Raw genomic sequence first — 20,246 nt, forward strand, 5'->3', positions numbered from 1 at the left:
ATTTTGAAAGGAAAGTATTATGCCTGATGGAATAACAATTGGGCCGTTAAAAATCTATTTTTACGGCATTATTATTATGGTTGGCGTATTGGCCGCTGTTTGGGTGGCGATCAAAGAAGCCGAGCGGCGTGAGCTGGATAGCGAAAATGTATGGGATATTGTTCCCTGGCTGCTTATCCTTGGAATCGTAGGCGCGCGCCTGTGGCACGTCTTTACTCCCTCCCAATCAATGGGTGTTGGCCCGGAATATTATTTCGCGCATCCGTTGGAGATCCTGAATACCCGCAACGGCGGGCTGGGCATTCCCGGCGCCGTGATCGGCGGCCTTTTGGCGCTGCTGATCTACACCAAGCGCAAAGGCTTGAATTTCCTCACATGGGCGGATATCATTGTGCCCGGCCTTGCGTTGGCACAAGCTGTTGGACGTTGGGGTAATTTCTTCAATCAGGAGCTTTACGGTCCGCCAAGCAGCCTGCCTTGGGCAATTTATATTGATCCTGCCCATCGTTTAGCCGGCTATGAGGAATTCAGCCGCTTCCATCCCATGTTCTTGTATGAATCCATCTGGAACCTGTTTAACTTCTTCCTGCTAATGTTCCTGGGAAGGGCGAAAGAGGATAAGCTGCTGCCCGGTGATTTGCTGTATATCTATCTGATTGTCTATCCGGTGGGGCGTTTCTTGCTTGAGTTCATCCGTCTGGATGCTTCCTACGTGGGCGGTGTCAATGTCAATCAAATTATCATGGCATGCGTGGCGGTTTTTGCAACCTGGATGTTGATTTTCAATCATCTGCGGGCCCGGAGGCAAATCGCGGATGGCGAGATGGAAACTGCTGTAGAAACGTTGGAAACTGATTCGGAAGATAAGAACAAAGAAGCCTAAAAAATAGACTCAATACAAAGAGGTCTCTATAGGAGGCCTCTTTTCTATTTAAGACCGATAACTGAGTTTGACGATCGCGGAGCTTTCTCTTGGAGGGAGCGGCGGAGCATTACCAACCTTGCAGGAACTGTTCCCATTCCTGATTTTCAGGAAGGTAGTGGTTATAAAGGTATAGCGCGGAAGCAGACGGTTCCACAGGTTTTTTTCGCAATACCATCCCGGATTGTTCCAGTGTGCGCCCGCCTTTTTCGTGGTTGCATATTGAACATGCCGTAACGACATTTTCCCAATTATGCGGACCATCCAAATGGCGGGGCAGAACGTGATCGATAGTTAACGTGCGCGTGGTACTCCCGCAATACTGGCAGGTGTAATTATCACGTCTGAATATTTCTTTGCGGGTCAATTTGACCTTTGGGTGGGGGCGGTGCACCATTGTCTCCAGGCGAATCACGGAGGGACGTGGATATGATCGGTCTACAGTGCGAATTTCGCCCCTGCCATTCATCACCAACTGGGCTTTGTCCATCACCATCAGGCAGACCGCTTTGTGCATATTGCAAATATTTAGTGGTTCATAATTTGCGTTCAGTACTAAGACGCTTTCCATGGTAACAACCTGCGGTGATTATAGCACGTAAGATTTTCTTAAATTCTCGGTGTTCCGGTTTACAGCCGGCTGGTATAATCTAGCATTATTTCATTCACTGGAGGCTAGTGTGCGCATAGAAGATCAAGTAGCCGTACTGATGCAAGGCACGGAATACGGCGATGAAGAAGTAAAAAAGGTTATGCGAACTGAATTGCATGATCGTTTGGTGCAAGCAGAAAAAGAAAATCGCCCTCTTAGAATTTATTGCGGTTATGACCCCACCAAAGCGGATTTGCACCTCGGCCATACCGTAACCATGCGCAAACTACAGCAATTTCAGGAATTCGGTCACGAAGTCACCTTTCTGATTGGGGATTACACCGCATTAATTGGCGACCCCTCCGATAAAGATGTTACGCGGCCAATATTAAAAGAAGAAGAAATTCGAGCCAATGCCAACACGTATGCGGAACAGGCTTTCCGTATTCTTGATCCCAAGAAAACCATCATTCGCTACAATTCGGAATGGCTTTCCAAGTTGAATTTTGCGGAAATCATCCGTCTTACACAGAACTTCACCGTGCAGCAGTTCCTCAGCCGTGAAAAATTCAAGTTGCGCTGGGAACGCGGCGATGCAGTCTACCTGCACGAAACCCTCTACGCGGTAATGCAGGGGTACGATGCCTACAGTTTGAAAGCGGACGTGCAGGTGGGCGGGACCGACCAATTCTTCAACATTGTTACAGCGGCGCGCAAAGTTATGACAGCGCTTGGGGCCCAGCCTAATATTGCTATTTGCCTAAGCATCCTGCCCGGCACTGACGGTGTGGAAAAGATGAGTAAATCCCTGGGCAACCATGTGCCTATTAATACCACCCCGGAAGATATGTACGGGAAAATGATGAGTATTCCGGACAATTGCATGCCGGTTTATTTCCGCCTGGTAACGCGTTGGACGCCGGAAAAAGTTGCTGAAATGGAAAAGGCCATGCAAGCCGGCAGTTTACACCCACGCGATGCAAAAATGGCCCTGGCTTCCGAAGTCACCGAAGCTTTTTATGGCGAAGAAAAGGCAAAAGCAGCGGAACAAGATTTCGTTGTCAAATTCCAGCAAAAATCCATCCCGGATGAAATGGATGAATTCGTGTTGACTCCCGGACAGAAATGCCTGGACGTCCTGGTGGACGCCGGAATGGTAAAAAGCCGCACGGATGGACGCAATATGATCACCCAAAACGCCGTCAAGCTAAACGAAGAACTCGTAACGGATTGGAACGCGGAGTTGAGCGAAGGCGTACTGCAGGTTGGCAAACGGAAATTTGTCCGGCTGGTAAAGGCGAAGTAATTCTCAAGATTCTGTAACCAATTTAAAAATCTGCCGGCCAATCCAACGCAGATCTTCCGCGTTGTCTTCTTCGGTTACCACAACAATGACCAACGGATTACTGCTGCCTAATGAAGGTGTACCGGCCACGTACCAGGAATAAGTTCCATTCTCGTCCTGGGCATTGGCAGACATTTCCCAACCGGAGATCTCCTCCGAAGCCAGCAGGCGGCTGATATCCTGTGCGGTTTCGGTCGAAATAACTTGTGCTCCCTGGCTGATTTCTGAGGCTACCCAGCCATCCTTGGCGGTTTTATAGGCGGAAAGCAAGGCCGGTGTAGGCTGCAGCCCGGTATTGCTGAAAACGCTGAAAGCGTAAGCGACTTGCAGCGGACTTACGCGAATACGATTAACCCCATAAAGTAATTCCTGCCAATTTTCTACTTGTCCCAGCTCCTGAGTCTTATTTAACGGCAAGCCAATGTCAATGGACGCGTTCAGGCCGTATCTGGAAAGTGCTTGAATGACCACGTCGCTGGACTTATCATTCAATATCTCTTTCAGAGCACTACGGCAGCCTTGACTGATTGCCTGGGACCATAACTCGGGGCTGCTTTCCCCTACCGCGCATAAATCCTTTCCGTTTGTGGATGCAGCTGTACCAAAATCATCCTTCAATACGGAATTATTATCCGCGATTAGGAACGCTGATAATAATTCACCCAAAGGGTAGGCACCCTGAGTAACGCGATTTAGAAATGGCGAAGTGCCGTCTGAATTCCAGGATTGCCAATTTTCTTCCAGACTATTGGCATTAAACGAAGGAAAGCTGGCGAGAGCCAGAATTTCACCCGTGGATGCGTTCATAACGACTGCCGCCCCCTGGTGTCCTTTTAACATGGTATCCAGGATTTTTTGTTTATCGAGGTCCAGGGTGAGTTTTACGTCCAGACCGGGCAGGGGCTGATCGTATAGTAAATAGTTGAACCAGGTATCAAAAGAGGGATAACCTGCTTGCCCGCTGAGATAATTATCGTATTTCGCCTCCAAGCCGTTGATTCCGTAGGTGTAATCATAGTAACCTATCGTGTTACTGAGGTCCGGATACAGGATTTCGTGACGATAATGACCAATTTGGCCTGTGTTGGTAGTGAGCTTGTAATCATTCCGATCAAGGAATGAGCCTCTTTTCACGAAACGGGAAGCGATTAAGTTACGGGGATTATCCTGACGCAATTGCAGATCGCTTGAATGAATGATTGCCCACCAACCGGTAACCAGAGTCAAGAGAACCATTGCGGTTGATAGCAAGACGGTGATGTTCCGCAGCGAAATGGGATCCTGTGTGGCACGAACCTGTTCCGTTTTAGGCGTGGAGCTGATTTTGGTCAGAAGAAAGAGCGACAGCGTCGAAGTGAGCAGCGACGATCCGCCGTAAGAAATAAACGGCAGGGTAACACCCGTGATTGGCAGCAGGCGGATATTTCCACCGATGATCAGAACAGTTTGGAAGGTAATAAAAATACTGATACCGGAAGCCAAAAAACGGTAGAACTTACTATTGGTGCGAATGGCCGTCTGCATGCCGCGGAAAAGCAGAATAGTAAACAAACTGATTAAAGCGATAGCGCCGACCAGACCGGTTTCTTCCACAATCGAGGCATAGATGAAATCGGAATGAGGAACGGGGACCAGACCGGGATATCCAATGCCAAAACCGCTGCCGAACAGGCCGCCGGCGGCAATAGCGATAATCGATTGGATGATTTGGTAGGAACCCGATTGCGGGTCAAGCCACGGTTCCACCCAGGCCTGGAAACGGATGCGAATCAGGTCAATAAAAAGATATCCGGTTACCGCTGCCAACCCGACGATGATCGCGCCGATTCCCAGGATACGCTTCTTCCCAAAAATGATATAGAGCATCCCAATGTAAATCACAATAAAAATCAATGCCGTGCCCATGTCGCGTTGTCCTACCAGGATGAATAAGGCTGTGGCGACCAGGATCAGGGTGGGCAGGATTGTTTGCAGGATGTCGAATTTCAGATAATATTTTTCAGAAAAGAAAGCAGCCAGGTAAACTATCAGAATTAATTTGAGCGGTTCGGATGGCTGGAAATAAATCCCGTGGAAACCAAGCCATAGCTTGGGGCCTTCTCCGCCGGGATACGTCCCGAAGAAAAAGGTCAGCACAGCCAAAATCAGGCCAAGTATTAATATGACATATTTATACTTTTTTAGCGTATCAAGAAAATTCTCGGAGCGGAGCACAAAAAAACCGAGGATGATTGCCAGCATGTACCATAATGTTTGACGGATGCCAAAGACGAAGCTTAACCGCCAAATGGTAAGCATTCCCCAGCCGACCAATAAAAAGGCGGTTGGCAGGATGATGGCGTCCCAATCGTTGAGGTTTTTTATGGTGATGCGGTGAATCAGGCTGGCGCCTGCCAGCCAAATGAAATAAGCGGCCCAATGCGCCCATCTCAAATCGGCGTTCCATGAGCGGTATTTTACCGCTGGGGAAAGGGTCAAAGCGGCTGCCATCAGAAAAAGCACCAGTGCGGCTATTAGAAATAACCGGCTTTGCAAGGTGCTTTTTGGATTTTTCGTAGTCGGAAAGATAAACACTTTAAATATACTTATTGATCAGAATATCAAGTTTTTTTCTTACCTGCGGTGAGATCTTATCAGGTTGGGTCATAATCGCGTTATTTAACAAATGCGGACAAATATTGCAATCATTCTCCTCTGGAAGCATTTCCACCATGCGTTGAATCGATTCCTGGGCAATCTGTGTGTTTTTCTGAAGTACTCTCACTACCATTTCAACCGTGACGGGTTCTTCGCTGACATGCCAGACGTCATAATCGGTTACATGCGCCATGGTGGTATAGCAAATTTCTGCTTCACGCGCCAGCATGGCTTCAGGGCAGGCGGTCATTCCAATGATAGACATTCCCCATTCGCGGTATAGATTGGATTCGGCTTTGGTGGAAAAGCGCGGTCCTTCAATGGTGATATATGTGCCGCCTTTATGGATGGTGGCGCCGCTGTCCAGCAGGGCAGTGTAAGCCATATTTGATAACTTCTCACAATACGGATCGGCTGAGCCGATATGCGCCACAATACCATTGCCAAAGAATGAGCGTTCGCGTTTGTGGGTCAAATCAACCAATTGGCTGGGGATAACAATATGGCCGGGTGAATAGTCTTCGCGCAGGGAACCGCAGGCTGAAATGCTGACGATGCGATTCACACCCAGGGATTTGAGTGCGTAAATATTGGCGCGATAATTCACTTCGGAGGGCAGATATACATGACCGATACCGTGCCGAGCTAAAAATGCCACTTTTCGGCCGGATAAATCGCCGGTGATGATCGGTGAGCTGGGCATGCCGAAAGGAGTTTCGATTTCCAGGGATTGGGTATTTTTCAAAGCAGGAAAGTTATACAGGCCTGATCCGCCAATTACTGCCAAGACAGGTTTGTTTTCCATTTTCTCACTCCATTGATTGTGCTGATAAGACTTTTTGTATAATCCTGTACATTATAAGACAACTGGATCCATTCAGCTCTGAATGAAACTGATTAAGACTTGAACTTTACCGCAATTGATTTCGTCGCCTTCCACCAAAACCGAGGGCGTAGATAGCCTTTCCTCATTCAGGTAAGTCCCATTGGTCGATTGCAAGTCTTCAACCATCCAATGATTGTTTTTAAAGAAAAAACGCGTATGCAGTGCCGAGAGGGTATCGTCGGGAATCTGCAAGTCAGCCTGTGCTTCTCGACCGATGTAGACTTCCGGTTGACTGAAGCTGTACGCCAAACCGCTTTCGGGCAGGGTCAGATATATTGGAGAGATTTGATATTCAACGCTCTTCCTGATCGTTTGCTGCAGGTCTTTCCATAATACCAGAATAACCAAACCTAAAAAAGCAAACAGGGCGACAGCAATCAAAGCCCGCAGGATTAAAACGATAACAGCACTCATTTCTTAATCTTCATTTCTTTTTTTGAGGATAATATTCGGGTTTTACTTTTATTTTCCTCTTCGGGAATAAAATCCTGATTAGTTCCGTAAATGATTGGTACGTCGGCAATTTCAATTACATCCCCATGATTAAGGGTATGTTGATGAATTTTAACGCCATTTACCTTTGTGCCGGAGGTTGAATCCAGATCAAACAAGACATGCTTGTTTTTGATCTGACGAATTTGAGCGTGAACTCTTGAAATACGCAGGTTATCAATTACCAGGTCATTATCCTCTCGGCGGCCAATGGTTGTGATCAATTTAACGATCTGGTAATAATTATCGTCCGCAGTGATTAAATAACCGTCTGTAATGACTTCAGGCTGCTCTTCACTATTATTCTCGCTATACAGGTTGACAGTCTTGCCTGAGGGGATGGACGAATTGGTTACTGTGATATTAAATTCTTTATCCAGCTTGGGATTGTAGAAAACCTGGATATGCAGTGGACCCGCCAATTGAAGGGCATTATCCCTGGCAATATCCCGGATAATTTCCTGTGCGTATTTCTTCCATTCCTTCATATCATCGTCATCCATGAGTTTCTTGTCGCGGATGGATACTCGAAAGACATTGGGTGCAAATACCTTGTCGCCAATTATTTTAAGATTATTATCCATTACGGAAATCAACTCATCCGTAATGTTTTGCAGTGGATTTTTATGAGCGACAATTCGTAAGTCTTTCTCAAAGAAATCCTTTAGCGTATTTTCGATTTTTTGCAGGTCAATCTTCATATCGTATAATTATAAGTGATGGACGCTGAACGCCCATTTTCCGGATTCAAAGAAGTTCCCCATAAGGCCGACATCGCATTGGATGTCTTCGCGCCGAATCTTCCTGAAATGTTTATCAATGCCGCAATGGGTTTATATCATATTCTGGGCATCCGTAAAGGGACTACCGACCTGGAAGAAATCCATATTACGTTGGATGATATTGACCGGGAAGGGTTGTTGGTTGTATTTCTGACTGAACTGCTTTACAGGGTCGAGGAAGGTCGCGTGGTGAATCAATTTTCCCTTACCATCCATGAGAATCATCTTGAGGCGGATCTCAAGGTAGTTCCTGTTTTATCCAGGCAGCGTGAGGTCAAGGCAGTCACATATCATGAATTAAAGATTAATAAAGAAAATGGCAGCTACCACACCCGGCTTGTATTTGATCTTTAACCTGTAATAATTAATTAAGGAAACATAATGGATCTCAAGCAGATAGAAAAGATCAATACCTATGAATGGGAGATCAGCCGATCTGTTCAGCCCTGGATGCGCGTACCGGTCAGGATATTTTCGGATGAAATCATGCTGAAAGCTGCCTTGCAGGATCGTTCTTTAGACCAAGCTGTCAATGCCGCTTCATTGCCCGGATTGGTGGGCAGCGTTTGCGTCATGCCGGATGTGCATCAGGGGTATGGTTTTCCCATTGGCGGTGTGGCTGCTACGGACGTGCAGGAGGGCGTAATTTCACCGGGTGGGATTGGATACGATATCAACTGCGGCGTGCGTTTGATGGCCAGCGATTTGCCCAGGCAGGCAGCCGAGCATTTATTGGAAGATTTTACGCGGCTGCTGTATCAGGCTTGCCCCAGCGGGGTGGGCGAGAAGGGCATCGTACAGGTACAAGCCAAGGAATTGAGGCGCATCTGTGAGCAGGGCAGTGGTTGGGCTTTGAAAAACGGATTTGCCGACCGGGAGGATATCGAGACCAGCGAAGATGGCGGCTGTATTGCGGGCGCGGATTGGGCCGCAGTCAGTCGGCGCGCTTCTGAACGCGGCGCGGAACAGATTGGATCGTTGGGCTCCGGCAACCATTTTATCGAAGTGGATTATGTTGAACAGGTCTTCGATGAGCAGGCGGCGGCGGTCATGGGTCTTCATAAGGGAAGTATAGCTATCCAACTGCATTCCGGTTCGCGCGGCTTCGGCCACCAGGTTTGCACGGATTTTGTCCATCAATTTCAGGCCGTTGCAGCCAAATACCACATCCAACTGCCGGATCGCGAGCTGGTGTGCGCGCCTTTGAACTCCACGGAAGGGCGCGCTTATTTGTCGGCCATGCGGGCGGCTGCGAATTACGCCTTCTGCAACCGGCAGGTTTTGGCTTACGCAGTCCGGCAGACTTTTGAAGATTGTTTCCCCGGATATCATTTGCGCAATGTTTACGATTTGGCGCACAACATTGGCAAAATTGAAACGCACCGAATTGGCGGACAATCGGTTCGCGTCTGTGTGCACCGCAAAGGAGCCACGCGCGCTTTTGCCCCGGGCCATCCGGATCTGCCGCAGCAATATCAAAAAATCGGACAACCGGTATTGGTGCCGGGCAGCATGGGAACCAGTTCCTGGGTACTGGTGGGAACTGAAAGCGCTATGCTCAAATCCTTCGGATCGTGCAGCCACGGCGCCGGACGTGTGCTCAGCCGCACACAGGCCAAGAAAGAAGTCAACGGCGGACAGCTGCGAGAGGAATTGGCAGCGCGCGGAATTTTCGTGCAAGCGGGTTCACTGCGTGGATTAGCTGAAGAGGCGCCGCGGGCGTATAAGAATATTGACCGCGTGATTGAATGCATCGAGGGCACCGGCCTGGGCCGGAGTGTGGCGCGGCTGGTGCCGTTGGCCGTCATCAAGGGTTAGTTTTCAGTAATCCAAATTGGATTACTGAAAATCCAACCGCGCTTCTTCCCCAGATAGTGCCGGTAGCATTCCAGACGATAAACGCCTGGCTGCGTTATCGGCCAGGAATAATCCTGTGTGACTTTCCTTGAATCGACCAGGCTGCCATCGCGGATCAATCTGCATTCAGCCGGAGCGGGCAGATGAACGGTTAATTGTTGGCCGTCTTCAAAACTTCCGCTTTCACCCATTTCAAGCTTGCCTTTGTCCGAAGCAGCGAAGAAACGGAAACCGCGTGTGGTGTGGGGCAGGTCATAGCCGATGAAAGCGCGGCCTTGACCTAGCGCGCTGATAATTTTCTGACTGTCCTTTTCAGCTTCTCCGCTGAGTCCTTCCTACAGCAAGATGTGGGTGTGAATACTACAGAAGTGATAGGCATAGGGAAAGACTTCCAATTTAATAGGCCCGAAATCAAAGTGAAAGGTGTGGGCATCCACACCGCCGATGGCGTAGGTGTGCTGGCCTTCATTGAGCATCCGATCCCAAATGGCGCGGATCTGCGCGGGCGGCTCCAGGGCCATGAGTTGCGGAAAGAGCGCGAATAAAACGACCTGCAGGTTATTCGTTACACGGATTTTCAATTCGCTGAGGTTATTCCAAATTTCCAGGCCGGTGAAATTACGCACCTGCCAATCTACCCAGGAAAGGTCGGCCTCATCGATAATGGGCAGTTCAGGATCGTAGGCATGCGCGATAAAAGAAAGACCGCCATCTGACCGGATGGCATCGATTAGCTTCTGCGGGTCGTGCGCGGCGGGGGATAGGTCTTGCTTAATGCCCAACGCGAGCATGTGGTTTTTCTGGGGTTGGCGGTTCTTATCGTGGATTTCTTCGCCCGTCATCAGCAGGACACGGCGGCCGTCGGCATTGTAATAGCCGTTGAATCCCGTTGGAAAAACATTGTGATCGGTCATCATGATCACGTCCACACGATATTTCGCGGCCTCTTTGGCGATTTGAGGAGGTGTTTTTAACCCATCCGAGTATACGGAATGGATATGGATGCTGGTGATGATTTCTTCCATGAGTTGACGTTTAGCCTAAATAAAAGGTATAATCCTTTCTGTTTTCACAATCATTGGAGGTTAGGTTGGTAACTTTTTTTCAAATCGCATTGATTATAACTTCAGTAGCGCTTATTCTCAGCGTTGTATTGCAGAATAAGGGTGTTGGTTTAGGCGGCTTAACCGGTCAGGACATGGCCACCACGTACGGATCACGTCGTGGGATTGAAAAAACCTTGTTCTGGGTCACCATCATTTTAGCGATTGTATTTGTGATTTTGGTGTTGGCAACGATCGCGATTAGCTGATTTAATCCACCTGATTATTAAGGGCATCTTCTTTTGTATTCGGAAGAATGCCCTTTTTAATGTAAAATCATTCAGATATGAAGAAATTCCGTTGGCAAATCATCATCATTCTTGTAACAGGAATTGTGATGGGTTTGCTTCTCCTCAGCGAACAAACCGGTTTCCGTTTAGTTTCCCCTGTACCCACCAGCGGCGGTGTTTACACTGAAGCATTGATCGGTAGTATGCAGCGGTTGAACCCTGCACTGGATTATTACAACTCAGCCGACCGCGACGTGGATCGATTGATTTTCAGCAGTCTGATCAAGTTCGATGATAAAGGGCTGCCAAAGAGCGATCTGGCTGAAACCTGGGGAATTTCTTATGATGGCTTAACCTACAACTTCCAATTACGTGAAAACGCGAAATGGCATGACGGACAAACGGTAACGGCTGAGGATGTGGTTTTCACCGTTGATTTGCTGCGCGATCCGGATTCCGTACTTCCCGATGATATTAAAGAAATCTGGAATACAGTTCAGGTCACCGCCCTCAGCGATAACCTGGTGCAATTCCAGCTGCCGGAAGCTTTTTCACCTTTCATGGATTATCTGGATTTTGGAATTTTGCCCAAACACCTTTTGGGTGGAATGACCTACGCGGAAATTATTAATTCGCAATTCAACCTGAGCCCGGTTGGCAGCGGCCCGTATAAATTCGAGAGTCTGCTGGTTGAAGAGGGAAAGATCCAGGGTGTGGTTCTATCCTCTAATTCAAATTATTATCTGAATACACCTTACATTAATGATTTTGTTTTCCGATATTACAGCGATGCGCAGAGCGCTTATTCCGCTTATGAAGAAGGCACTGTGCAGGGTATCAGCCAGGTAACCACGGATATTCTTCCACAGGTTTTGGCTAATTCGGAAATTGCGCTTTATAGTGCCGTGGAACCCAAATTTTCCATTATCCTTTTCAACCTGAACAATTCCGACGTAAAGTTTTTACAGGATGAGAATATCCGCCGGGCGCTGCTGATGGCGCTGGATCGGCGCGGCATGATCGATCGGATTTTGGGCGGGCAGGGTGTAATTGCCGATGTACCGGTGCTGCCGAGTAACTGGGCCTATTACAGCAGTGTTTCGCGGGTTGATCAGGATGTGGCAGCAGCCGAAAGTTTATTAAAAGAGGCTGATTACACGCTCGAACAAGAGGGTGCGACAGTGCGCAGTAAGGATGGCGAACAGCTATCATTCCGTATGATTCACCCTAACGATGCTTATCATACCCAACTGGCGGAAGCGATTCAATCGGATTGGAAGAAGATTGGTGTTGAGGTTGAATTGGTCCCCGTATCATACGATGCCCTAATACTGGATCATTTGCAGCCATTGACTTACGAGGCGGCGTTAATAGATATCAACTACTCGCGATCACCCGATCCGGATCCATACCCATTCTGGGATCAAGCCCAACAAACCGGCGGACAAAATTACTCGCAATGGGAGAACCGAATTGTGAGCCAATACCTGGAAGAAGGGCGTGTACTGCGGGAAACCGGCGAACGAGCCAAACTGTATCGAAATTTCCAGGTAGTTTTTTCCGAAGAATTACCGGCATTGCCTTTGTTTTATCCGGTTTACAATTTCGCTGTGGATAAATCCGTACAGGGTATCCGCCTGGGATCCTGGTATGATACCGGCGACAGATTCAACAACATTAGCGAATGGTATTTACTCGCGCAAACTTCTACGGAATAATTAATCCAAAAGAGGTAAGATGAGATGGTTTTTCAGCGGTAAGGGAGATGAGGGAAAATCATCCTTGATGGACGGCATCCCAATTGCTAAAAACAATGCTGCCTTTGAACTGATCGGAACACTGGATGAATTGAACGCTGCGCTGGGCTTGGCAATTAGCTTCTGTGAAGATAAATCGCTCAATGATGATCTGTTGTATCTTCAAAAAAATATTTCCGGCCTGATGGGTGTTATCGCCGGTTTTCCTCTCTCAGCTGACGGCAGCCAAATTGGCCTGGCGAAGTTTCTTGAATGGATTGAAGAGCGTATTGAGTACTATGGGGGAGATATTGAAAATCCCAAACAATTTGTCTTTTCCGGAAAGACTAGTGTGGGTGCGGCTCTGGATATGGCTCGTACGATTGTCAGGAGAGCAGAACGCCGGGCAGTGGACTATCGAGAGATAACTCCCAATATGGATAAATCCATTTCAGCTGTATTGAACAGACTCTCATCACTTTTCTTCCTTATGCGTCTTCACATGGATCTTATGTGAAAATTTTCCAAAACAATTGGCAATAGATATAATATAAGCTATAATCTCCTAGTTGTTCGGAGGGCGGACATATTTATTGTTATTTAAAGGATGTGAGCTTGGAAGAACAACAACATATTATTGAAACTTTTTCAGAGATGGCTCCCCGTTATGAGAGCTTGATGAACAGTGAGTTGACCCGATTTTGGGGGTTTACTTACGAGAATTTCGTGGGCGAATTTCTGGAAGGGCTGCAAACCAATTCAGAAGATATCATCCTCGATATCGCAACCGGCACCGCTTTTATTCCATCTTATCTTATCCGGCATCGGAAACCCTTTAAGAAAATTATCGGACTGGATTTAACCTTTCACATGCTGCACAATGCCGGCAGGAATATCCCGAATAGTGATAAGTATGAGAGGCCGGAATTAATTTGTGCTTCCGCGCATGAAATGCCCTTAAAGCCGGCTAGTATCGACCGGGCGATTTGCTGTTTGGCAACACACCACATGAACGCGGATCTGCTGCTTACGAATATTTTTACCTCGCTTAAACCTGGCGGCGTGGCACATTTGGCCGACGCGGGCGGTTCCTCTAAATGGAAAAACGGGATTATCCGTTTCTTTATTAAATCCATTGCTTTCATGTACTTTTTGATTACGGAAAATTATTCACGGGCTATCGCTGAATCATCGGCTATTGCCAATATTCATACAACTACTGAATGGACTTCAATCGCAGAGGCGGAGGGCTTTATTAATATCAATATCCAGGAATTGAAGTCAAAAAAGTTTTGGGCGCCTAATCCAATCACCATGAAATTTGAAAAACCAGAGGAGTAGTAAAAAATGACAATAGCATCAGATTTAATTCGTGAATCACAAAGGGATAAGCTTTGGTCTCGATATTGCGGCCACTTTGACCTTAGTATTAAAGAGTATATGAAAATCCAGGAACGCTTACTGTTTGAACAATTTAATATATTGAAAGACAGTGAGATTGGAAGGCATTTTTATGGGAAAAGTGTTCCTAAATCGGTGCAGGAATTTCGCGAGAGAATACCTCTAACCACCTACGATGATTACATCGATTTGCTTAAAGATCGCGATGAATCTATCCTGCCAAAGGGAAATTACCGCTGGTCGCACACTTCCGGCAGATCAGGTGTACAAAAATGGATTCCCCTGACCGATAGAATGTATGAACGCTATGGCGAAGTTGCATTAACTGCCATGATTTTGTCTTCCGCAAAATACAAAGGGGACGTGCGGGTAGAACCAAATGATGTGTTGCTGCTGGGTACGGCACCGCTGCCATACACCTCCGGATATGTCAGCCATGCAACGGCGGATATCATAGATGTTCGTTTTGTGCCTCCCATCGAAGTAGGCGAGAAAATGGATTTCAGCGACAGAATTTCCGCTGGTTTCAGAATGGGAATGGATACGGGTATTGATTATTTTTATGGTCTGGCCAGTGTTTTGGGAAAGATGGGTGAGCGCTTTGAGGAGGGTGGTACGGGGAATACTTCCTTAAAGGGAATGAAATTAACGACGATTTTTAAGCTGTTACGCGGAATGTTGATAGCTAAAAGCCAGCACCGTAACATTCTTCCACGCGATATCTGGAAATTAAAAGGCGTTATGGCAGGCGGTACGGATACGGACATCTATCGTGAACGTGTGGCGCACTATTGGGGCCGGGAACCTCTTGAAGGGTATGCCAGCACGGAAGGTGGCATGCAGAGCCTGCAAGCCTGGAATTACAAAGGCATGACCTTATTCCCGGATGTCGATTTCTACGAGTTTATCCCATTTGAAGAGCATTTGAAAAATAAAGCAGATCCGTCATATACTCCCAAGACTGTCCTAACAGATGAGTTGGTGCCCGGAATTTACGAACTGGTCTTCACCAATCTCTTAGGCGGTATTGTCATGCGCTATCGCATAGGAGATTTAATTACGATTGAGTCTATAGGTGACGAAGAGATTGGTTGTGTGCTGCCCCAGTTCCGTTTTTATTCCCGCGCGGATGACTTGATTGATTTAGGCAATATGATCCGTTTTACCGAGAAATCGATTTGGGAAACAATCGAAGCCGCTGGAATTGAAAACGTGGATTGGACTGCCAGGAAAGAAGCGAAAGATGGCAAACCGATTTTCCACCTATTCATCGAATTCAAACCCGGCCACGAGATTGATATCAAAGATGCTCAGGCTCGAATTGAAGAGAAAATGATAGAATTTCATCCGGATTATGTTGGCCTAAGAGAAATTCTTGGCGAAAACAATTTTAAATTGTCTGCGTTACCCAGTGGCGCTTTTAACCACTTTATTGAGAGTCGTAAAGCCGAAGGTGCTGACTTGGCGCATTTGAAACCGCCACACATGCAGCCTAAAGCCGATGTATTTGATAAATTGGTGAATTTCGGATAAATTAGGTTAAATGCAAGTCCTGCTAAAAATAATTATTCCATCAGCCGCAATATTATCCTACCTGCTGCTGTATATATTTGTCAGGATATCAAAGCCGCAAAATACGCTTAAAGTGCGGTTTCGCATCTATTTGGCTTGCATGTTTTTCTGGTCCGCAGCTTCTTTACTGGTTTTACTGGACTATGGTGATACTTTATTCTGGTTCAGGGGCATGACTTCCTCTGCAATCGCATCCATGATTGCGTTGTTCTATTTCGCGCAGTCAGCCCTGAACCAGAAAATGAAAATTGGGAAAATCGTCTATCCTTATGGTTTTTTTGCGATTCTTCTGAATCAATTCACCAATGTTGTCACACCCTTTGCTAATATGGTGGATGGTGAGTTAGTCTATACCATGACAGGTTGGGTAACAGTCGCAGCTGGGCCGAGCTACATAGTCATGTTGTTGTGCTTGTTTCGCTTATTACAAAGTGCACGAAGTTCACAGGATGAGAATCAGATTACGCGTTTCAGCCTTTTTTCATTGGCAATCCTGTTCATACTGATTGGCGGTAGTTTTAATTTCACCGAGTTGGGAAAATATCCGCTGGATATTCTTTCCAACACAATCGCTGCAGGTATCTTTGCGTACGCGATTCTTTTCCATCAATTGCTGGATGTAAAAGTCGTTGTTCGCAAGAGTATCCTGTATTTTGTTCCTACAATAATCATTGGCGCGGCTTATTTTCTGATCATCACTATTGCCTTGCAGATATTCCATGCAAATACCAACGCACAAATATTCTCGATTTCTTTTCTTGTTTCCATCCTGGCAGCGCTTGTTTTTCAACCGTTCCGTGATTCGCTGCAGAATTGGATTGACCGGTATTTCTTCCGCGACCGCTATAATGCGGTGCGGATGATCCAGCGGGTAAGTGAAGCGGCTTCCTCTGTGATTGACCTGGATGAACTGCTTCGCATGATCGTGACTGAAATCATACAAACCTTCCATATTGATAAGGCAGCTCTGTTTCTAAAAGAAAAGAACCGGCGGAATTACCAAATTGCATATCAAACTGGTATGCATCTATCGCCCCGCATTACCATCACATCCGATAATCCTTTGATTGTCTGGCTGTCAATTCATGACCACGTAGTCAATCAAAGGGAATTGGATACGAACCCGAATTTCCGTTCCATCTGGGGCCAGGAAAAAGAAATCATTACGTCCATTGATGCAAATGTTTATGTTCCGCTAATTGCCAAAGGTGAATTACTCGGTTTTCTGGCTTTGGGTCCCAAGCTTTCGGAGCAGTTATATAGCTCTGAAGATAAACAGATTTTGTTAACTCTTTCACACCAGGTAGCTGTTGCCATTCAAAACGCACAACTCTATACCACGGCACAACAGGAGTTAATCCAGCGGCGTGAAGCCGAAAAACGCCTACAACTCCAATTAAAACGGCTATCTGCGCTTCAGAATATCAATATAGCCATTACAACGAATATCGACCTGCAAATACCGCTTTATCTATTGCTGGAGCAGGTAACGGACCAATTGGACGTGGATGCGGCTGATGTTTTGCTAATGGATGAGGAGAATCAGCAATTATTTTTTGTGGCAGGACGCGGTTTCAAGACGGATGCCTTGAAATATACCAAGCTGAATATTGGTGAGGGTCTGGCGGGACGTGCTGCGGAAATTATGGATGTGGTTTATATCAACGATTTGCATGAGGAGACAAATCTTCTGCAGCAATCGCCTTTGCTGGAAGGGGAAAATTTTGTGGCATATTATGGCGCTCCCCTAATTTCAAAAGGAAAAGTACAAGGCGTGCTGGAACTTTTCCATCGATCTCCACTCAATCCGGATACCGAGTGGGAGAACTTCCTGCATACACTGACATCAGAAACTGCTATAGCGGTTGATAATGCGCTGTTATTCCGCGATCTGGAAAAATCGAACCTGGATTTGGCAGTGGCTTACGAAACTACGCTGGAAGGCTGGGCGCGTACTTTGGAGCTGCGTGACCGGGAGACGCAGGGTCACAGTCAGCGTGTGTTGGATTTGACTTTACGTTTAGCACGCAAATTGGGTTTTACGGATGAGGAATTAGTCCACGTTCAGCGTGGGGCACTTATGCATGATATCGGCAAGATGGGTGTGCCGGATAGTATTCTATTGAAAGAGGGCCCATTAACGGATCAAGAGTGGGAAATCATGCATAAACATCCTATCTACGCTTATGATATGCTTTCCACAATTCCGTTCTTGCGAAAAGCTTTAGATATTCCTTACTGCCATCATGAAAAATGGGACGGCAGTGGATACCCGCGCGGTTTAAAAGGCGAGGAAATACCGTTGGCCGCCCGGATTTTCGCAATTGTGGATGTCTGGGATGCTTTGCTTTCTGATCGGCCGTATCGACCAGCCTGGTCGTCGAAAAAAGCGTTGGAATATATCCAATCTCAATCGGGCAGTCACTTCGATCCGATAGTCGTTGACGCATTTATGGAAATTCAAGTTAATGATCAACGCAGAAAAAGAAAAAAATAATCCAGTCCAATAAAAACAAGATAATTTCAAATTAGCTTCATAAATTCTTCATATTCTCAATTTATATTCATATCATCATATAACGGAGATTGTTGATGAGTGAATATCAATATGTATTGTCTGCACAAACTCGACAGCGATACTGGCTGGTAACGCTGTTGATTGTCATTGGCCTGGCGCTGACCGCTTCGAGCGTTTATTTTCTGTATTTCCCCAACGGATATCAGGGCGGCCGAAATCCGGATTACAACACGTCTGTACTTTTCAATCGCACGGATTGGTCACAAATTCATTTGTGGTCCGGAATAGCGATGATTATTATCTTATTAATTCATATTCCCGTTCACTGGAAATGGATTATGGATATGGGTAAACGCTGTTTCGGGAAAACCGAATGCAAAATTGGCCGGCTGAATCCGCATGCCAAATTCAATCTCTACCTGGATGCGGCCGCAGCGGCCAGTTTCATGCTTGCGGCAATTTCGGGAATATATTTTCTATTTGTGCCGGCGGGCAGGCAGGCATCTGCACCGACTTTCATTTTCGATTACTCAGCCTGGGATGTTATTCATACCTGGTCAGGCGTAATCATGATTATCCTATCGCTGGCTCACTTTCTCTATCACCATGGTTGGGTTATGAAGGTATCCAAACGGGTGATGAAACGGGAAAAGGTAGTTGAAACAGTATAGATAAAGACAAGGAGTCGATTATGTTGAAAAAAATCGCGTTAGGAATAGTAATGGTTGGTGTCAGCGGCGGCTTGATCTATGGGGCGGTTAACCGAACCGCTGCGCGAACAGGAACGAGTTTTAATGGAAATGGTAATTCCGGTTCCCATAGAAATCAGGGATGGCAAGATGGGGAGGGCATTCAAGCCACTGGCCGGCAGAATGGGGCCGGCGGGAATAATGGAAATGGCAATGGCGGACGAGGCAGGAATATTGCTGAAGAATCTTTTACCTAATCCGGCGGCAGCGGGTTGGCGGAAGTAGATGCGATCTATGTAATTGACGGAACGGTTGAATTTGTTGATGGCGATCAGATGGTTATTGTTGACGAGAATAACACCCGGACCATTGTGGAAAACCGCGCATGGAGATATGCGATAGAGGCTGGATTCAACGCCACAATCAATGATCGTGTGCAATTAAGTGGTTTCTATGATGAAGGTGTGTTTGAGGCAATCAGTCTGGATAATATCACCCGGAATATCACTGTCCGGATTCGCGAAGATAGCGGCCGGCCGTTGTGGGCTGGCGGCGGGGAAAGATAATCTCTAAAACTCTGATATGAAAAAAGCTGGTCCGATTCTTGGTATCAGCTTTTTTGATATGTAAAAATGGGGAACCGCTCTCCGGTGGGTTCGAATCCCATCTTCGCATACAGGCTCAACGAAACCTGGTTGTCATGCTGTGTGTTGACGGTGATCTCCTGAATCCATGGCCTGGAATAATGACGCAGCATATTTTGGACCAGGGCCTGGCCGATGTGCTGCCCCTGGAATTTAGGAAGAACTGCCAGCCGGGCCAGATGAGCGATTGATTTATGCGAGGTACTGATCTGAAAACCAACCACTTCGTTTTCAATAACGGCTACAGTTGTGTAGGAAGATTGTTCAAAGGCACGGCGGATTACGTCCTGCGATTGTTTCCAAATATATAAAAAGCAGTCCTGGTCAATTTCAGTTACGGTTTTGATATCGTTATAGGTCATTGGACGGATCGATAATTCCTCCGGCCATTTCTTTTCCAATTTATTAAAATAGTTGTGCACCCATCGCAGTTGGACCACTTCCTGTTGAACTCTCCACCCATTTTCATCGAGCAGGTTTTTCATCCAATCAAAGTAGGCGATGGAAGCTAATGTAACCGGACTTGGTTGTTCTGGCAGTTGTTGGAAAAGCTGCCCAAAGAGAATCTCCCATTGGCTTTCAATTTGGGAAAAACTTGCCGTGCCGAAAATGCGAATCCAGAACACTTCGTCCGGTTCGGCAGTACAAATCAGCAAGCCGGAAATCCGATTATTTTCGAGGGAGATTAAAAAGTTCCGATTACCGAGCCAATCAAATGGGGATCGCCAATCAAGGTGCCGGTGCAAAGCCGCAGCACGATCGATGAAATCTTGTATGGCACTCCGATCGCTTTTGACGGCGGTCCGCACAATGGATTCGCGTTCCATAAAGTACCTGCGT

General features: G+C 46.7%; 20 protein-coding genes. 11 read left to right on the forward strand and 9 right to left on the reverse strand.

Translation table 11 applies throughout. The features are described 5' to 3' along the window. The first annotated feature begins 19 nt into the window (after positions 1–19). On the forward strand, positions 20–883 hold the full coding sequence (lgt, locus tag Pelsub_RS07315; protein ID WP_116224379.1) for a prolipoprotein diacylglyceryl transferase: 864 nt from the start codon (positions 20–22) through the stop codon (positions 881–883). A gap of 109 nt (positions 884–992) precedes the next feature. Here lgt and Pelsub_RS07320 read toward each other — a convergent pair whose 3' ends face one another. Then, a complete protein-coding gene (locus Pelsub_RS07320; protein WP_116224378.1) occupies positions 993–1,493 on the reverse strand; it encodes an HNH endonuclease in 501 nt (166 codons plus the stop codon). 109 nt (positions 1,494–1,602) lie between these two features. Here Pelsub_RS07320 and tyrS point away from each other — a divergent pair, with 109 nt between their 5' ends. Continuing rightward, positions 1,603–2,820 carry a tyrosine--tRNA ligase gene (gene tyrS / locus Pelsub_RS07325; protein ID WP_116224377.1) on the forward strand — a complete coding sequence of 406 codons (1,218 nt, stop codon included), beginning with the start codon at positions 1,603–1,605 and terminating at the stop codon, positions 2,818–2,820. A gap of 3 nt (positions 2,821–2,823) precedes the next feature. Here the strand turns inward: tyrS and Pelsub_RS07330 are convergent, their stop codons facing one another. From Pelsub_RS07330 to Pelsub_RS07345, 4 genes are all read right to left on the reverse strand, one after another. Further along, the gene (locus Pelsub_RS07330) at positions 2,824–5,349 is read right to left on the reverse strand and encodes an FtsW/RodA/SpoVE family cell cycle protein (protein WP_116224376.1); all 2,526 of its coding nucleotides are present in this window, start codon (positions 5,347–5,349) and stop codon (positions 2,824–2,826) included. Positions 5,350–5,434: 85 nt separating this feature from the next. Continuing rightward, a complete protein-coding gene (gene mtnP / locus Pelsub_RS07335; protein ID WP_116224375.1) occupies positions 5,435–6,301 on the reverse strand; it encodes an S-methyl-5'-thioadenosine phosphorylase in 867 nt (288 codons plus the stop codon). Positions 6,302–6,373: 72 nt separating this feature from the next. Further along, positions 6,374–6,796 carry an FHA domain-containing protein gene (locus tag Pelsub_RS07340; RefSeq protein ID WP_116224374.1) on the reverse strand — a complete coding sequence of 141 codons (423 nt, stop codon included), beginning with the start codon at positions 6,794–6,796 and terminating at the stop codon, positions 6,374–6,376. Further along, a complete protein-coding gene (locus tag Pelsub_RS07345) occupies positions 6,793–7,575 on the reverse strand; it encodes an FHA domain-containing protein (RefSeq protein WP_116224373.1) in 783 nt (260 codons plus the stop codon). Before Pelsub_RS07345 ends, Pelsub_RS07340 begins: the two co-directional genes overlap by 4 nt. Before the next feature lie 18 nt (positions 7,576–7,593). On the opposite strand from Pelsub_RS07345, the gene Pelsub_RS07350 reads away from it, so the two are divergent. Further along, positions 7,594–8,010 (forward strand): archease, encoded by a 417-nt coding sequence (locus Pelsub_RS07350; RefSeq protein ID WP_116224372.1) that lies wholly within the window; start codon positions 7,594–7,596, stop codon positions 8,008–8,010. Positions 8,011–8,034: 24 nt separating this feature from the next. Then, the gene (locus Pelsub_RS07355) at positions 8,035–9,474 is read left to right on the forward strand and encodes an RtcB family protein (RefSeq protein WP_116224371.1); all 1,440 of its coding nucleotides are present in this window, start codon (positions 8,035–8,037) and stop codon (positions 9,472–9,474) included. Here Pelsub_RS07355 and Pelsub_RS07360 read toward each other — a convergent pair. Next, on the reverse strand, positions 9,471–9,704 hold the full coding sequence (locus Pelsub_RS07360; RefSeq protein WP_116224370.1) for a CehA/McbA family metallohydrolase domain-containing protein: 234 nt from the start codon (positions 9,702–9,704) through the stop codon (positions 9,471–9,473). The genes Pelsub_RS07355 and Pelsub_RS07360 overlap by 4 nt on opposite strands. 144 nt (positions 9,705–9,848) lie before the next feature. Then, positions 9,849–10,538 (reverse strand): CehA/McbA family metallohydrolase, encoded by a 690-nt coding sequence (locus Pelsub_RS07365; RefSeq protein WP_116224369.1) that lies wholly within the window; start codon positions 10,536–10,538, stop codon positions 9,849–9,851. 65 nt (positions 10,539–10,603) lie between these two features. Between Pelsub_RS07365 and secG the strand changes: the two genes are divergently transcribed. The 7 genes from secG (at position 10,604) to Pelsub_RS07400 (ending at position 18,744) form a co-directional block, all read left to right on the forward strand. After that, positions 10,604–10,825, forward strand: a complete 222-nt coding sequence (secG, locus tag Pelsub_RS07370; protein ID WP_116224368.1) for a preprotein translocase subunit SecG — start codon at positions 10,604–10,606, stop codon at positions 10,823–10,825. 77 nt (positions 10,826–10,902) lie between these two features. Next, positions 10,903–12,564 carry an ABC transporter substrate-binding protein gene (locus Pelsub_RS07375; protein WP_116224367.1) on the forward strand — a complete coding sequence of 554 codons (1,662 nt, stop codon included), beginning with the start codon at positions 10,903–10,905 and terminating at the stop codon, positions 12,562–12,564. Positions 12,565–12,583: 19 nt separating this feature from the next. Next, positions 12,584–13,099, forward strand: a complete 516-nt coding sequence (locus tag Pelsub_RS07380; RefSeq protein ID WP_116224366.1) for a cob(I)yrinic acid a,c-diamide adenosyltransferase — start codon at positions 12,584–12,586, stop codon at positions 13,097–13,099. A 98-nt stretch (positions 13,100–13,197) separates the two neighbouring features. Further along, positions 13,198–13,923 carry a class I SAM-dependent methyltransferase gene (locus Pelsub_RS07385; RefSeq protein ID WP_116224365.1) on the forward strand — a complete coding sequence of 242 codons (726 nt, stop codon included), beginning with the start codon at positions 13,198–13,200 and terminating at the stop codon, positions 13,921–13,923. A 6-nt stretch (positions 13,924–13,929) separates the two neighbouring features. Further along, the gene (locus Pelsub_RS07390) at positions 13,930–15,516 is read left to right on the forward strand and encodes a GH3 family domain-containing protein (protein ID WP_116224364.1); all 1,587 of its coding nucleotides are present in this window, start codon (positions 13,930–13,932) and stop codon (positions 15,514–15,516) included. A 139-nt stretch (positions 15,517–15,655) separates the two neighbouring features. Further along, on the forward strand, positions 15,656–18,052 hold the full coding sequence (locus Pelsub_RS07395) for an HD domain-containing phosphohydrolase (RefSeq protein WP_158675029.1): 2,397 nt from the start codon (positions 15,656–15,658) through the stop codon (positions 18,050–18,052). Positions 18,053–18,147: 95 nt separating this feature from the next. Next, entirely contained in the window at positions 18,148–18,744 is a 597-nt protein-coding gene (locus Pelsub_RS07400; RefSeq protein ID WP_116224362.1) for a DUF4405 domain-containing protein, read from the forward strand. A 38-nt stretch (positions 18,745–18,782) separates the two neighbouring features. Here Pelsub_RS07400 and Pelsub_RS07405 read toward each other — a convergent pair whose 3' ends face one another. Further along, positions 18,783–19,202 carry a hypothetical protein gene (locus Pelsub_RS07405; RefSeq protein WP_126440447.1) on the reverse strand — a complete coding sequence of 140 codons (420 nt, stop codon included), beginning with the start codon at positions 19,200–19,202 and terminating at the stop codon, positions 18,783–18,785. A gap of 170 nt (positions 19,203–19,372) precedes the next feature. Beyond that, the gene (locus tag Pelsub_RS07410; RefSeq protein ID WP_116224359.1) at positions 19,373–20,233 is read right to left on the reverse strand and encodes a GNAT family N-acetyltransferase; all 861 of its coding nucleotides are present in this window, start codon (positions 20,231–20,233) and stop codon (positions 19,373–19,375) included. Positions 20,234–20,246 lie beyond the last annotated feature (13 nt).

This window comes from Pelolinea submarina (assembly GCF_003966975.1).
Taxonomy (GTDB): domain Bacteria; phylum Chloroflexota; class Anaerolineae; order Anaerolineales; family Anaerolineaceae; genus Pelolinea; species Pelolinea submarina.

What these genes read in the sequence shown, in the direction of transcription:
- lgt (WP_116224379.1), top strand. Translation starts at nt 20, where the DNA reads ATGCCTGATGGAATAACAATTGGGCCGTTAAAAATCTATTTTTACGGC.
- Pelsub_RS07320 (WP_116224378.1), bottom strand. Translation starts at nt 1,493, where the DNA reads ATGGAAAGCGTCTTAGTACTGAACGCAAATTATGAACCACTAAATATT.
- Pelsub_RS07330 (WP_116224376.1), bottom strand. Translation starts at nt 5,349, where the DNA reads ATGGCAGCCGCTTTGACCCTTTCCCCAGCGGTAAAATACCGCTCATGG.
- mtnP (WP_116224375.1), bottom strand. Translation starts at nt 6,301, where the DNA reads ATGGAAAACAAACCTGTCTTGGCAGTAATTGGCGGATCAGGCCTGTAT.
- Pelsub_RS07340 (WP_116224374.1), bottom strand. Translation starts at nt 6,796, where the DNA reads ATGAGTGCTGTTATCGTTTTAATCCTGCGGGCTTTGATTGCTGTCGCC.
- Pelsub_RS07345 (WP_116224373.1), bottom strand. Translation starts at nt 7,575, where the DNA reads ATGAAGATTGACCTGCAAAAAATCGAAAATACGCTAAAGGATTTCTTT.
- Pelsub_RS07350 (WP_116224372.1), top strand. Translation starts at nt 7,594, where the DNA reads ATGGACGCTGAACGCCCATTTTCCGGATTCAAAGAAGTTCCCCATAAG.
- Pelsub_RS07360 (WP_116224370.1), bottom strand. Translation starts at nt 9,704, where the DNA reads ATGGGTGAAAGCGGAAGTTTTGAAGACGGCCAACAATTAACCGTTCAT.
- Pelsub_RS07365 (WP_116224369.1), bottom strand. Translation starts at nt 10,538, where the DNA reads ATGGAAGAAATCATCACCAGCATCCATATCCATTCCGTATACTCGGAT.
- Pelsub_RS07375 (WP_116224367.1), top strand. Translation starts at nt 10,903, where the DNA reads ATGAAGAAATTCCGTTGGCAAATCATCATCATTCTTGTAACAGGAATT.
- Pelsub_RS07380 (WP_116224366.1), top strand. Translation starts at nt 12,584, where the DNA reads ATGAGATGGTTTTTCAGCGGTAAGGGAGATGAGGGAAAATCATCCTTG.
- Pelsub_RS07390 (WP_116224364.1), top strand. Translation starts at nt 13,930, where the DNA reads ATGACAATAGCATCAGATTTAATTCGTGAATCACAAAGGGATAAGCTT.
- Pelsub_RS07395 (WP_158675029.1), top strand. Translation starts at nt 15,656, where the DNA reads ATGTTTTTCTGGTCCGCAGCTTCTTTACTGGTTTTACTGGACTATGGT.
- Pelsub_RS07400 (WP_116224362.1), top strand. Translation starts at nt 18,148, where the DNA reads ATGAGTGAATATCAATATGTATTGTCTGCACAAACTCGACAGCGATAC.
- Pelsub_RS07410 (WP_116224359.1), bottom strand. Translation starts at nt 20,233, where the DNA reads ATGGAACGCGAATCCATTGTGCGGACCGCCGTCAAAAGCGATCGGAGT.